The 12,656-nt window shown below is 72.8% G+C and carries 13 protein-coding genes; 10 read left to right on the top strand and 3 right to left on the bottom strand.

The genetic code is table 11. The annotated features are described in order from the left end of the window. Positions 1-441 precede the first annotated feature (441 nt). The 4 genes from IAG43_RS08650 (at position 442) to IAG43_RS08665 (ending at position 4,821) form a co-directional block, all read left to right on the top strand. On the top strand, positions 442-1,791 hold the full coding sequence (locus IAG43_RS08650; protein WP_187740172.1) for an ABC transporter substrate-binding protein: 1,350 nt from the start codon (positions 442-444) through the stop codon (positions 1,789-1,791). Next, complete coding sequence (locus IAG43_RS08655; RefSeq protein WP_246574171.1) at positions 1,791-2,795, top strand: carbohydrate ABC transporter permease; 1,005 nt, start codon at positions 1,791-1,793, stop codon at positions 2,793-2,795. The genes IAG43_RS08650 and IAG43_RS08655 overlap by 1 nt, the downstream gene beginning before the upstream one ends. An 89-nt stretch (positions 2,796-2,884) precedes the next feature. Further along, positions 2,885-3,709, top strand: a complete 825-nt coding sequence (locus IAG43_RS08660; protein WP_187744358.1) for a carbohydrate ABC transporter permease — start codon at positions 2,885-2,887, stop codon at positions 3,707-3,709. 131 nt (positions 3,710-3,840) lie between these two features. Beyond that, on the top strand, positions 3,841-4,821 hold the full coding sequence (locus IAG43_RS08665; RefSeq protein ID WP_187740173.1) for a hydroxyacid dehydrogenase: 981 nt from the start codon (positions 3,841-3,843) through the stop codon (positions 4,819-4,821). Positions 4,822-4,959: 138 nt separating this feature from the next. Here IAG43_RS08665 and IAG43_RS08670 read toward each other — a convergent pair whose 3' ends face one another. From IAG43_RS08670 to IAG43_RS08680, 3 genes are all read right to left on the bottom strand, one after another. Continuing rightward, positions 4,960-5,151, bottom strand: a complete 192-nt coding sequence (locus tag IAG43_RS08670; protein WP_187740174.1) for an antitoxin — start codon at positions 5,149-5,151, stop codon at positions 4,960-4,962. A 156-nt stretch (positions 5,152-5,307) separates the two neighbouring features. Beyond that, on the bottom strand, positions 5,308-5,448 hold the full coding sequence (locus IAG43_RS08675) for a hypothetical protein (protein WP_187740175.1): 141 nt from the start codon (positions 5,446-5,448) through the stop codon (positions 5,308-5,310). 286 nt (positions 5,449-5,734) lie between these two features. Further along, positions 5,735-7,096 (bottom strand): glutamine synthetase family protein, encoded by a 1,362-nt coding sequence (locus IAG43_RS08680; RefSeq protein WP_187740176.1) that lies wholly within the window; start codon positions 7,094-7,096, stop codon positions 5,735-5,737. Positions 7,097-7,329: 233 nt separating this feature from the next. Here IAG43_RS08680 and IAG43_RS08685 point away from each other — a divergent pair, with 233 nt between their 5' ends. The 6 genes from IAG43_RS08685 (at position 7,330) to IAG43_RS08710 (ending at position 12,478) form a co-directional block, all read left to right on the top strand. Further along, positions 7,330-7,737 carry an ArsR/SmtB family transcription factor gene (locus tag IAG43_RS08685; protein WP_187740177.1) on the top strand — a complete coding sequence of 136 codons (408 nt, stop codon included), beginning with the start codon at positions 7,330-7,332 and terminating at the stop codon, positions 7,735-7,737. Then, on the top strand, positions 7,734-7,988 hold the full coding sequence (locus tag IAG43_RS08690; protein ID WP_187740178.1) for a hypothetical protein: 255 nt from the start codon (positions 7,734-7,736) through the stop codon (positions 7,986-7,988). Before IAG43_RS08685 ends, IAG43_RS08690 begins: the two co-directional genes overlap by 4 nt. Before the next feature lie 285 nt (positions 7,989-8,273). Beyond that, positions 8,274-10,424, top strand: a complete 2,151-nt coding sequence (locus IAG43_RS08695) for an MMPL family transporter (RefSeq protein ID WP_187740179.1) — start codon at positions 8,274-8,276, stop codon at positions 10,422-10,424. 263 nt (positions 10,425-10,687) lie between these two features. After that, complete coding sequence (locus tag IAG43_RS08700; protein ID WP_187740180.1) at positions 10,688-11,080, top strand: hypothetical protein; 393 nt, start codon at positions 10,688-10,690, stop codon at positions 11,078-11,080. A 76-nt stretch (positions 11,081-11,156) separates the two neighbouring features. Beyond that, the gene (locus IAG43_RS08705) at positions 11,157-11,804 is read left to right on the top strand and encodes a thioredoxin-like domain-containing protein (protein WP_187740181.1); all 648 of its coding nucleotides are present in this window, start codon (positions 11,157-11,159) and stop codon (positions 11,802-11,804) included. 5 nt (positions 11,805-11,809) lie between these two features. Beyond that, positions 11,810-12,478, top strand: coding sequence for a DUF305 domain-containing protein (locus IAG43_RS08710; RefSeq protein ID WP_187740182.1), 669 nt, complete (start codon positions 11,810-11,812; stop codon positions 12,476-12,478). Positions 12,479-12,656: the final 178 nt, after the last annotated feature.

Genomic DNA, 12,656 nt, shown 5'->3' on the forward strand with positions numbered 1-12,656 from the left:
GGACCCTTCGTCGGCGGCTGCCGGGGGCGGCGGCGCGGGCGTCCCCGCCGGTCCGGGGTCCCGGTGGGAACTCACCCGGACCGCGCGGACCCGCCCGGAGTCACCCGGCCCCGGACGGGCGGACGGCAGACAGGCAGGCGGCAGACAAGCAGGCGGACGGGCGGCGACCGCATGGACACACCCACCCCGAAACCGATCAAGTAATCACTTCGATCGCACCGTACCAGCCTGCCCCCGACCCGTGGAAGAGCCACGTTTCCCCACGCAGACCGAGCCTCCGACCGCCCACTGCCCCCGACCGGGAACCTCGATCGAATGAGATCATTTGATCGAAAGCTCTTGACGTCGATCGAGGTGCGACCCAGGATGGCCGTCGATCCAGCGTGACCTCGTGCCGCCGGGCGGACCCCGGTGCCCGTGCCCTCTCCAAGGAGCCGCGCCATGCCTTCCTCCTCCCTCCCCCGCCCCCCGGCCCGCCGCAGAGCCCGCGGCCCGGCACTCGTCGCGGCGGCCACCGCGCTGTGCCTGGGCGCCCTGACCGCCTGCGGCTCCGGCGAGGGGGCCGACACCTCCGCGAAGGACGGCCCCGTCACCCTCACGTTCTGGGGCTGGACCAAGGGGACCCAGGAGGTCGTGGACGCCTTCAACGCCTCCCAGCAGGACATCCGCGTCACCTTCCAGGAGATCCCGTCCGGCAACGCGGGCGGCTACGCGAAGATCTCCAACGCCGTGAAGGCGGGCAACGCCCCCGACGTCTTCAACGTCGAGTACCCGCAGCTGCCCGACTTCGTCAGCCGGGGCGCCGTCCAGGACATCGGCGAGCACGTGTCCGACGACCTCAAGGCGCAGTACCTGCCGCAGGCGATGCGGATGACGACCCTCGGCGGATCCACCTGGGCCCTGCCGCTGGACGCCGCGCCGCAGGCGTTCTTCTACCGCAAGGACGTCTTCGAGAAGGCCGGGATCACCACCCCGCCGAAGACCTGGGACGCGTTCCGCGCGGACGCCGAGAAGATCAGGAAGGCCGACCCGGCGGCCCGCATCGCGACCTTCTTCCCCGACGACCCGAACACGTTCGAGGCCATGGCCTGGCAGGCCGGCGCCCAGTGGTTCAAGGCCGGGGACGACGCCTGGAAGGTCTCGTTCCAGGACTCCGGCACCACCAGGGCCGCCGCGTACTGGCAGGGCATGATCGACGACGACCTGGTGGAGGTCGCACCCTCCTTCTCCCAGCAGTGGACCGCCTCGCTCCAGAACGGGCGGACCGTCGGCTACCTGGGCGCGAGCTGGGGCGCCGGCGTGCTCGGCGGCACCCTCCCCGACCAGAGCGGCAAGTGGGCCGCCGCCCCGATGCCCACCTTCGACGGCACGCCCGCGAGCGGGATGCTCGGCGGCACCACGTTCGCCGTGTCCAAGGGCAGCGACAAGGCCGAGGCGGCCGTGGCGTTCGCCCGCTGGGCGACGACCACCGAGGAGGGCATGAAGGCCCGCATCGAGAGCGGCACCTCGTCGGCCTACCCGGCCGCGCCCACCCTGCTCCCGGTCGCCGAGAACGCCTTCAGGAGCACCCTCTTCGGCGACCAGGACCTCTACGGCCTCTTCGCGGACGCCGCCGCGTCCATACGCCCCGACTGGACGTGGGGCCCCGTGATGGGCACCACCAACAACTCCCTCAAGGACTCCTTCGCCAAGGTCCACAGCGGCGGCGGCGACATCACGACCGCCGTCCGGAACGCCGAGGCGGCCACCGTGAAGGAGCTGGAGAACCGCGGGATCAAGGTGACCCGCTGATGGCCGTGCCCCTGGGCACCGGCTCCCCGGCCGGCCGCCCCGCCCCCCGGCGGCGGTGGCGGCCGGGGGCCCCGGCCCTGCTGCTGCTCCCCTTCTTCGTCCTGTTCACCGCCTGCACCCTGATCCCGATCGGCAACGCGGTCCACCTCAGCCTCTACAGCGAGAAGCGGTCGGGGCTCGGATTCGGCGGCGTGGAACGCGTCTTCAGCGGACTCGGCAACTACACGGCCGCGCTCGGCGACCCGGCGTTCCGCGACGGCTTCCTCAACCTCGCGCTGTACTGCCTGCTGTACATCCCCCTGATGACGGGCCTGTCGCTGCTGCTCGCCCTGCTGCTCGACTCGGCCCTCGCCCGCGCCAAGCGCTTCTTCCAGCTGGCGCTCTTCCTGCCGCACGCGGTGCCCGGCATCATCGCCGCCCTGATCTGGATGTACCTCTACACCCCCGGCGTGAGCCCGGTGATCGGGGCACTGGACGCTGCCGGTGTCCAGGCCGACGTGCTCGGCACCCCGGTGCCCGCCGTGGTCAACATCGCGCTCTGGGAGTGGACGGGCTACAACCTGATCATCTTCTTCGCCGCGCTCCAGGCGATCCCGCGCGAGGTGCTGGAGGCGTCCGTCGTCGACGGCGCCGGGCCGCTGCGCACCGCGCTCAGCATCAAGGTGCCGCTCATCCGGCCGTCGCTGGCCATGGTCGGCCTCTTCACCGTGATCGGCTCGCTCCAGCTGTTCACCGAACCGATGATCCTGCACGGCGCGGCCCCCGGCGTCGTCACCACCTGGACGCCCAACATGTACGCCTACACCGCCGCGTTCGAACGCAACGACTACGGCCTCGCCGCCGCCTCCTCCGTGCTGCTCGCACTGGCGGCAGCCGCCCTGTCGTTCCTGGTCACCCGGTTCTCCGGGGGCCGTTCCGACTCCCCGAGGACATCCGCCGACCGCCCGGCGAACCGCCCGGCGAACCGCCCCGCGAACCGCCCCGCGAAGGGAGGGGCAGCATGAGCACCGCAGCCCCCGCGCGGCCCCGCAGGCCGCTGCGCCAGGCCCCGCCGCCGCCCCCGCTCGACACCTCCCGGCGCCGGCACCTCTCGATGTCCAAGGCCGCCGTCAACGGCGTCCTGCTGCTGGCCACGCTCTACATGGTGCTGCCGCTGCTGTGGCTGGTGACCGCCGCCGCCAAGAACACCGGCGACCTGCTCGGCGGCCGCACCCTCACCCCCGACCGCTGGCACCTGGGGCAGAACCTCGCCGACCTGGCCGCCACCGGGGACGGGATCTACTTCCGCTGGTACCTCAACTCCCTGCTGTACGCCGGAGTCGGCTCCGTGCTCTGCGCCTTCGTCTGCGTCGCCGCCGGATTCGCCTTCCACGTGTACCGGTTCCCCGGCAAGGAGAAGCTGTTCGGCCTGGTCCTGCTCGGCGTGCTGGTGCCGACGACGGCACTGGCGCTGCCGATGTACCTGCTCGCCTCGAAGGTGGGCGTCGTGAACAGCTTCTGGGCCGTGTTCGTGCCCTCGCTGGTCAACCCGTTCGGCGTCTACCTCGCCCGCGTCTTCTGCCGCGGCTACATCCCCGGGGAGGTGCTGGAGGCGGCCCGCATGGACGGGGCCGGTGAACTGCGCGTCTTCTGGTCGATCGGGCTGCGGATGGTCATGCCGGGCTTCGTCACCATCTGCCTGTTCCAGTTCACGGCCATCTGGAACAACTTCTTCCTGCCGCTGGTGATGCTCTCCGACACCGACCTCTTCCCGGTGAGCCTCGGACTGTACGCGTGGAACACCCAGACCCGCGCCTTCCCCGAGTACTACCCGCTGGTCGTGACCGGTTCGCTGCTCGCCGTCGTGCCGCTGGTCGTGGCCTTCGTCGGACTCCAGCGCTTCTGGAAGGCCGGCATGACCGCCGGAGCGGTCAAGTGACCGCCGCCGCCCGCCACCCCCAGCCGCCCGCCGCGCACCGTCCTCACCGGGAGCAGCCCGTGCCATCCGTCTCCCCCGCCCCCGCAGCCCTCCGGCCGCCGCCGGGCCGCCGGCCGCGTGCCCTCCTCGCCATGCACGCCGAGCTCGCGGCCAGACTGATCGACGCGCCGACGATGCGCCGGCTGACCGGCCTCGCCGACCTCGACCCGGGCCTGGTGGCCGACGACTTCGCCGCCCCGGCGGCGGCCGCCGCGCTGCGCGAGGCCGAGGTGCTGATCAGCTGCTGGGGCTGCCCGCCGCTGACCGGCGAGGTGCTCGACCGCGCGCCCCGGCTGCGGGCGGTGGTCCACGCCGCCGGATCGGTCAAGCACCACATCACGGACGCCTGCTGGCGCCGGGGCATCGCCGTGACCTCCGCGGCGTGGGCGAACGCCCTGCCCGTGGCGGAGTACACCGTCGCGTTCGTGCTCCTCGCGGGCAAGGACCTGCTGCGGATCCGCGACGACTACCGGCGCCGCCGGGCCGTCCACGACTGGCAGGCCGCCTACCCCGCGGCCGGCAACTACCGCCGGACCGTGGGCGTGGTGGGCGCGTCCCGGATCGGCCGCCGGGTGCTGGAGCTGCTGCGGCCGCACGACCTGGAGCTGCTGGTGCACGACCCGTACCTGCTGCCGGGCGAGGCCGCGACGCTCGGCGCGAGCGCCGTGGACCTCGACGAACTCTGCTCCCGCAGCGACGTGGTGAGCGTCCATGCGCCCGAACTGCCCGCCACCCGGCACCTGCTGAGCCGCGAGCGGCTGGCGCTGCTGCGGGACGGGGCGACGGTGATCAACACGTCCCGGGGCTCGCTGGTCGACCAGGAGGCGCTCACCGCCGAGCTGGTGTCGGGACGCCTCGACGCGGTCCTCGACGTGACCGTCCCCGAGGTGCTGCCCGCGGGGTCGCCGCTCTACGGCCTGCCCAACGTGCTGCTCACCCCGCACATCGCCGGCTCGCTGGGCAACGAGCTCCACCGGATGGCGGCAGCGGCCGCCGACGAACTGGAGCGGTACGTGACCGGACGCCCCTTCGCCCACCCCGTCACGGCCGCGGAGTGGGAGCGCTCCGCCTGACCGCACCGCCGGCCGGGAGGCCGGTGCCGCACCGGCCGGACGCACGGGCTGCGCGGCACACGGGCTGCCCGGACACGCGGCGGCCCGGGCCGGGGAGTGCGCCCCGGCCCGGGCCGCGTACACGGATGTCCGCGGACGTCACTGCGCGGGCGGCTTGCCCTGTTCACCCTCGCCGAACTGCTGCTTCATCCGGTCCTGGGCGGAGTCGACCTGGCTCGAGTACTTGCCCTGGGTCTTCTCGTCGACCATGTCGCCCGCCTTGTCGACGCCCTTGCCTGCCTGGTCCTCGTGGCCTTTGAGCATGTTCTTGAGCTTGTCCATCATGGACATGGGTGGTGCCTCCTCGACGCAGAGTCCCCCGTCGTCTCTCCAGGGTCGGCGCACCAGGCGGGAGGCGCATCCGCAGGGGCGGTCATCGAGGACAGTTCCTGTCCTCGATGACCGCCCCTGCGGATGCGCGCCGGCCGACACGGACCGGCAGCCGGGTCAGATCATGTCGAGCAGGTTCGCCGTCCAGTACTTGGCCGCGTGCCAGTGCCCGCAGTACCGCTTCGGCCGCCACCACCGCCGCTGCTCCAGCCGCCGCTTGCACCACCTGCACGGCTTCGTCCGCACCGCCGTCGTCATGTCCCCGTCCCCCGTGCCCCAGCACTCCCCCGCACCGGCCCACCCGGACCGGGAGGCGCCGGCTCCTCCGACTCCCCTGCCGGGGAGCGTAGTTGACCGGCACCCGCGGTTCCGCACCGCGTGCTGCCCGGGGTTCCCGGGCGGCGGCCGTCGCACGCCCCGCGTCGCAGGCCGCCTCCGCCAGTCCGGCGCACAGACGGCCCGGAGACGGCCCGGGGCCCGGCGGTCGGACGACCGCCGGGCCCCGGGCGCACGCCCTTCGCGCAGAAGGCGGGCCGGTCCGCGCCTACAGCACCGGCAGCGACTTGCGCAGCTCGAACGCGGTGACCTCGGAGCGGTACTCCTCCCACTCCTGCTTCTTGTTGCGGAGGAAGAAGTCGAAGACGTGCTCGCCGAGGGTCTCGGCGAGCAGCTCGCTGCGTTCCATGAGGTCGATCGCCTCGCCGAGGTTCTGCGGGAGCGGGGCGATGCCCATGGCGCGGCGCTCGGAGTCGGAGAGCGCCCACACGTCGTCGTCGGCGCCCGCGGGGAGTTCGTAGCCCTCCTCGACGCCCTTGAGGCCGGCGGCGAGCAGGACCGCGTAGGAGAGGTAGGGGTTGCAGCCGGAGTCCAGCGAGCGGACCTCGATACGGGCCGAGCCCGTCTTGCCGGGCTTGTACATGGGGACGCGGATCAGGGCGGACCGGTTGTTGTGGCCCCAGCAGATGTACGAGGGGGCCTCGCCGCCCGCTCCCGCGCTGCGGGCCGAGCCGCCCCAGATGCGCTTGTAGGAGTTGACCCACTGGTTGGTGACGGCCGAGATCTCGGCCGCGTGGCGCAGCAGGCCGGCGATGAAGGAGCGGCCCACCTTGGAGAGCTGGTACTCGGCGCCGGACTCGTAGAACGCGTTGCGGTCGCCCTCGAAGAGGGAGAGGTGGGTGTGCATGCCGGAGCCGGGGTAGTCGGAGAACGGCTTCGGCATGAAGGTGGCCTGGACGCCCTGCTCCAGCGCGACCTGCTTCATCACGAGGCGGAAGGTCATGATGTTGTCCGCCGTGGACAGGGCGTCGGCGTAGCGGAGGTCGATCTCCTGCTGGCCGGGCGCGCCCTCGTGGTGGCTGAACTCCACCGAGATGCCCATGGACTCCAGCATGGTGATCGCCTGGCGGCGGAAGTCCATGCCCACGTTCTGCGGCGTGTGGTCGAAGTAGCCGGAGTTGTCGGCGGGCGTCGGACGGCTGCCGTCGACCGGCTTGTCCTTCAGCAGGAAGAACTCGATCTCGGGGTGGGTGTAGAAGGTGAAGCCCAGGTCCGAGGTCTTGGCGAGGATCCGCTTCAGCACGAAGCGCGGGTCGGCGAAGGACGGCGAGCCGTCGGGCATCAGGATGTCGCAGAACATCCGGGCGGTGCCGGGGGCCTCGGCGCGCCACGGCAGGATCTGGAAGGTGGCCGGATCCGGCTTGGCGATCATGTCCGATTCGTATACACGGGCGAAGCCCTCGATCGCCGACCCGTCGAACCCGATGCCCTCGTCGAAGGCCTGCTCCAGCTCGGCGGGCGCCACGGCGACCGACTTGAGAAAGCCCAGCACGTCGGTGAACCACAGGCGCACGAAGCGGATGTCGCGCTCTTCGAGCGTGCGGAGCACGAATTCCTGCTGCTTGTCCATTCGAGAATTCCACCCATCGTTGCCGGTCCCGCCGCGTGCTGCCGCCCCGAGGATGCCACTCCCGGGTTTCAGGCGCGTTGCGCGCACCGCGGCTCAGCCCATTGTGTGTCAGGGCTCTCCCGGGGACGACCCTGAGGGGTCCCTCACTCGACCCGGACATGTGTCAGGTTTCTTTGACACATGATTCCCGGGTGTGTCAGCCTGAACTGACACACCCGAGAGAAGGGGACGCGATGAGCGACAACCCGGACCCGCCGCCGGGCCCGGAGCTCACGGGCGACGCACTCCTCAAAGTCCTCACCGCACTGGGCAACCCGCACCGGATGCGGATCGTCGCGGCCCTGCTCGACGGCCGCGACTACGTGAGCCGGCTCGCCCGCGAGCTGGCCATCGGACGCCCTCTGCTCCACATGCACCTCCAGCGGCTGGAGGCGGCCGGGCTGGTCCGCGGCGAGCTGGAGCTCTCCGAGGGCGGCAAGGCGATGAAGTACTTCGAGCTCACGCCGTTCTGCTACGCGCTGACCCCGGAGGCCGTCGCACGGGCGGCGCACACGCTCACGGACGAGGCCAGGGGCCCGGACGGCGGCAGGGACGGCAACAAGGACAAGGACAAGGACACGATGAAGGAGAAGGCCACATGAGCGGCGACGTGGTGGGAGCGATCGGGGCCGCAGGGGCCTTCCTGCTGTGCATCGTCATCGTCTGGCAGGTCGCCGCGACCTGGCGGGCGCGCGCACTGGCGACCCGCGACACCGAGTACCGCAAACTCGCCGAGAAGTACGCGCAGTTGCTGGAGGACAGCACCGAGCTGCAGCGGCGCACCCTGGAGGAGCTGACCCAGACCCGCGCCTCGCTCACGTCGATGGAACGGATGATGCGCGAGATCGAGTGACGCGCCGCTCGCCCGGCGCACACGGGCGGCCGCACGGACGCCGCCGCGGGGAGCTGCAACTCCCCGGCGTCCCGCCGTCACGGGCCGGGAACCCGGCCCCGCGCCGGCCCGGCCCGGCAACGCACAGCACAGCACAGCAGAACGGTACGGCCAGGAGCTGCAACTCCCGGCCGTACCCATGGAGATCACGTCCCCGGCACATCGCCCGCCCCGCGGCAGGTCTGCAAACCGTCGCGCCGCGGCGCGGTGCGGTGCGCCACGCACTCCACTCACAGGAGACTACTCATGAAAGCGCTGATCAAGCGCCTGGCGTCGGCGCCGGGCGGACGGCGTACGAAATGGCTGGTGCTGGCCGGCTGGGTGATCCTGGCCGTCGCCCTCGGCCCGCTCGCCGGCAAGCTCGGCGAGGTCGAGGACACCGGCCCGAACGCCTTCCTGCCGCGCGGGGCCGAGTCGGCCCTGGTCAACACCGCGCTGGAGAGGTTCCGCACCGACGAGGTCATGCCCGTCGTCGCCGTCTACAGCGGGGACACCGCCCTCGGGCCGCAGGCCCTGGCCAAGGCCGAGGCGGACCGGCGCGCCTTCGCCGCGCACGTGGCCACGGGGCAGGAGATGCCCCCGGTGCTGCCGTCCGACGACGGCAGGGCGCTGATGGTGGTCGTGCCGCTGGGCGACGACCTCGGCAACCGGGTCGAGGCGATCCGCGACACCGCCGCCGCCAACGCACCGCCCGGCCTCGACGTCGCGGTCGGCGGCCCGGCCGGCTCCCTGATGGACCAGGTCGCCGTCTTCGGCTCGCTCGACTCGACCCTGATGCTCGCCACCGCGCTGGTCGTCGCCGTGCTGCTGCTGATCACCTACCGCAGCCCCGTGCTCTGGCTCTTCCCGCTGATCGCCGTCGGCTTCGCCGCCGTCCTCACCCAGGTCGCCACCTACCTGCTGGCGAAGCACGCCGGACTGCCGGTGGACCCGCAGAGCGCCGGCATCCTGATGGTCCTCGTCTTCGGCGTCGGCACCGACTACGCCCTGCTGCTCATCGCCCGCTACCGCGAGGAGCTGCAGCGCCACGAGGACCGGCACACGGCGATGCGGCTGGCGCTGCGCCGCTCGGGCCCGGCCGTCCTCGCCTCCGCCGGCACGATCGCGATCGGCCTGGCCTGCCTCTCGCTCGCCGACGTCAACTCCTCGCGCTCCCTCGGTCTGGTCGGCGCGATCGGTGTGGTGTGCGGGTTCCTGGCGATGGTCACCGTGCTGCCCGCCCTGCTGGTGATCGCGGGCCGATGGGTCTTCTGGCCGTTCGTGCCGCGTCTCGGCGCCCCGGTCCGCGCGAAGGCAGGCGTCTGGGCGCGCATCGGCGCTGCCGTCGCCCGCCGTCCGCGGTGGTCGTGGCTGATGTCGCTCGCGGTCACCGGCGTGCTGGCGCTCAGCGCGTCCGGGATCTCGCTCGGCCTCTCCCAGGCCGAGAAGTTCCGGGACGCACCCGAGTCGGTCGTCGCCCAGGAGCGCCTCTCGGCGCACTACCCCTCCGGTTCGTCCGACCCTGCCACCGTGGTCACGAACGCGTCCCGGACCGCCGCCGTCACCGCGGCGCTGGCCGGCGTCGAGGGCGTGGCGCGCGTCGACGCCGGCGAACGCAGCCGCGACGGCCGCCTCGCCACCCTCCGGGTGGTGCTCGCCGACGCCCCCGACTCGGACGCCGCCAGGAAGACCGTGGAGGCGCTGCGCACCGCGGCCCATGCCGTCGAGGGGGCCGAGGCCCTGGTCGGCGGCAGCACGGCGCAGTCCCTGGATTCCCAGCGGGCCACGGGCCGGGATCTGCGCACGGTCGTCCCGGTCGTGCTGGTGGTGGTGCTGCTGGTGCTGGTGGGTCTGCTGCGGGCGGTCGTCGCACCGCTCCTGCTCCTCGCCACCGTCGTGTTCTCCTTCGCCGCGGCCCTCGGCGCGTCCCATCTCCTCTTCGCGCACGTCCTCGGCTTCGGCGGCACGGACTGGTCGATCCCGCTCATGGGGTTCGTGTTCCTGGTGGCCCTCGGCATCGACTACAACATCTTCCTGATGCACCGGGTGCGGGAGGAGTCGCAGCGCCTCGGACTCGCGCGGGGGGTGCTGGAGGGCCTGACCACCACCGGGGGTGTGATCACCAGCGCGGGCGTGGTGCTCGCGGCGACCTTCGCCGTGTTCGCGGCGCTGCCGCTCGTCCCGATGGCCCAGCTGGGGGTGGTGGTGGGCATCGGGGTGCTGCTCGACACCTTCCTCGTCCGCACGGTCCTGGTGCCGGCACTCGCACTGGACCTCGGACGGTGGTTCTGGTGGCCGGGACGGCTGTTCACGGCGGGCGGCGGCCCCGCGGGCGGCCCGGCAGCCGGAGTCCGGGCCGGAGCCGGGCCCGCCCCGGACGGCGAGCGGGAGCCGCGGCCGGAGTCCCAGCCGGTGTGACCCGCCGCCGCGACAGCGGCACGACGGACCGGGGTTCCGCCGCGCGACGCGGCGGAACCCCCGCCCGTTCCCGGCCGCGCGGCGCGCACCGGAACGCCGCCGAACGCGCGCCGGCGGCCCGCGGCGGAGCCCCGCCCCGCGGCCCGGAGGCGACGCGCCCGGGCGCTTCGTACCCGCTTGTCCGAATGGCCGGGCGACGGGACCTGTCACCGGTACGGACCAGCCCTCCCGGCCCTTCGCCCCGCCCACTACGATCTCGGGCCATGAGGGGTTCGCGGGGGGTCCGCGTCGCGCACCGTGTGCGTCCCACGGCTCTGGTGAGTGCCGTGGCGACGCTCGTCGGCGCGGTCTTCCTCTGCCTCGGGACCGGCCCCGCGCCCGCGCACCACCCGGCCGGCGAGGGCCGCGGCGTGTTCTCCGCCGCCCCCGGACACGACCGGACGCCCGCCTTCGGCTGCCCCTACGACCGGGGCGACTGCGGTCTGATGCCCGTGCTGAGCCCGGCCGTGCTCACGGCGCCGCCGCTCGACGCCCCGCTCCGGGCCGCCGCCGAGCCGCCGTACACCGTGCCGCCCGCCGTGCCCGGCGGCCCCCGGCGATCGGCGGCGCAGCCCCGGGCGCCCGATCTGCACGTCCTTCAAGTGCTGCGGACGTGACACGGCCCGCACGCCACCCGGCACACGTACAGACGCACACCGCAGATCCCCCATCCTCACGAAGGACGACCCCACCATGGCTTCCCGCAACACGACCAACGAGCGCCGGGCCCGCGTAGAGCAGATGCGCAAGGCCGAGCAGGCCCGTGAGCGCCGCAACCGCGTCATCACCATCAGTGTCAGCGCCGTCGTCGTCGCCGCCCTCGTCGGCTTCGGCGCGTTCGTCCTGAACAAGAAGTCGGACGAGCAGGACAAGGAGGCGGCCGCGGCGAAGGCGCCCGTCACGGGCGAGCAGACCTGGGACGCGAAGAAGCTGGGCCGCAACCACGTGGACACCGCGGTGACCTACGAGATGAAGCCCCCGGTCGGCGGCGACCACAACCAGGTGTGGATGAACTGCGACGGCGACGTCTACACCGAGGCGATACCGGACGTGAACGCGGTCCACTCCCTGGAGCACGGCGCGGTCTGGGTGACCTACACCGACAAGGCCGCCGAGGCCGACGTCAAGAAGCTCGGGGAGAAGGTCAAGGAGACCCCGTTCACCCTGATGAGCCCCTACAAGGACCAGAAGGGCGCGATCATGCTCAGCGCCTGGGGCAAGCAGGTCACGGTCGACTCCGCCGACGACCCGCGGGTGAACCAGTTCTTCACCAAGTACGTGCAGGGCCCGCAGACGCCGGAGCCCGGCGCCGCCTGCACCGGCGGGCTGAGCGGCAAGTGACGGGCATGACCCGCACCCACTGGGCGGCGATCACCGCCGTCGTGCTCGCGCTGCTGTTCGCGGGGGCCGCCACCGTGGCCTCGGCGGGCGGGAGCCCGCCGGCCGCGGACACCCCGTCCGCCGCCTCGGCGGACGCGGGCTTCGCCCGGGACATGTCGGTCCACCACCAGCAGGCCGTCGAGATGTCGTTCCTCGTCCGCGACGGGACCGACGACGAGGAGGTCCGCAGGCTGGCCTACGACATCGCCAACACCCAGGCGAACCAGCGCGGCATGATGCTGGGCTGGCTCGACCTGTGGGGCCTGCCGAAGGTCGAGGCCGGCACCGAGCCGATGACCTGGATGCACGGGGACGGCGACACGTCCGGTCACGCCGGCCACGGGTCCGCACACGACGCCGGTGACGCCGGCGACGCCCCGCTGATGCCGGGGATGGCGACCAAGGCCGAGATGGCGAAGCTCGCGGGGCTGAGCGGCGAGGAGGCCGAGATCTACTACCTCCAGCTGATGATCACCCACCACAACGGCGGCGTGGCGATGGCCGAGGGCTGTGTGCGGCTCTGCGAGGTCGGCACGGAGCGCTCGCTCGCCCAGGGCATGGTGGACGCCCAGCGCTCGGAGGTCGAGCTGATGGTCGGCCTGCTGAAGAAGCGCGGCGCCCAGCCGAGGATCTGACCCCGGACCGCCCGGTACGACGGCCCGTCCCGCACCGCGGGGCGGGCCGTCGGCGTGCGGGGCCGGAGGCCGGGGCGGGGCGCGCAGTGCCGGGGGCCTCGGCCGGGCGGCCCGGTCGCGGACGTCCGGGCGGACGGCCCGGGGCCGGGTGGTACGCGTGGCTCCGGGCACGGGCCCC

The sequence above is a fragment of the Streptomyces genisteinicus genome, from assembly GCF_014489615.1.
Taxonomy (GTDB): Bacteria; Actinomycetota; Actinomycetes; order Streptomycetales; family Streptomycetaceae; genus Streptomyces; species Streptomyces genisteinicus.

Coding starts and splice junctions, on each gene's coding strand:
- IAG43_RS08650 (WP_187740172.1), top strand. CDS start 442: ATGCCTTCCTCCTCCCTCCCCCGCCCCCCGGCCCGCCGCAGAGCCCGC.
- IAG43_RS08655 (WP_246574171.1), top strand. CDS start 1,791: ATGGCCGTGCCCCTGGGCACCGGCTCCCCGGCCGGCCGCCCCGCCCCC.
- IAG43_RS08660 (WP_187744358.1), top strand. CDS start 2,885: ATGTCCAAGGCCGCCGTCAACGGCGTCCTGCTGCTGGCCACGCTCTAC.
- IAG43_RS08665 (WP_187740173.1), top strand. CDS start 3,841: ATGCACGCCGAGCTCGCGGCCAGACTGATCGACGCGCCGACGATGCGC.
- IAG43_RS08670 (WP_187740174.1), bottom strand. CDS start 5,151: ATGTCCATGATGGACAAGCTCAAGAACATGCTCAAAGGCCACGAGGAC.
- IAG43_RS08675 (WP_187740175.1), bottom strand. CDS start 5,448: ATGACGACGGCGGTGCGGACGAAGCCGTGCAGGTGGTGCAAGCGGCGG.
- IAG43_RS08680 (WP_187740176.1), bottom strand. CDS start 7,096: ATGGACAAGCAGCAGGAATTCGTGCTCCGCACGCTCGAAGAGCGCGAC.
- IAG43_RS08685 (WP_187740177.1), top strand. CDS start 7,330: ATGAGCGACAACCCGGACCCGCCGCCGGGCCCGGAGCTCACGGGCGAC.
- IAG43_RS08690 (WP_187740178.1), top strand. CDS start 7,734: ATGAGCGGCGACGTGGTGGGAGCGATCGGGGCCGCAGGGGCCTTCCTG.
- IAG43_RS08695 (WP_187740179.1), top strand. CDS start 8,274: ATGAAAGCGCTGATCAAGCGCCTGGCGTCGGCGCCGGGCGGACGGCGT.
- IAG43_RS08700 (WP_187740180.1), top strand. CDS start 10,688: ATGAGGGGTTCGCGGGGGGTCCGCGTCGCGCACCGTGTGCGTCCCACG.
- IAG43_RS08705 (WP_187740181.1), top strand. CDS start 11,157: ATGGCTTCCCGCAACACGACCAACGAGCGCCGGGCCCGCGTAGAGCAG.
- IAG43_RS08710 (WP_187740182.1), top strand. CDS start 11,810: ATGACCCGCACCCACTGGGCGGCGATCACCGCCGTCGTGCTCGCGCTG.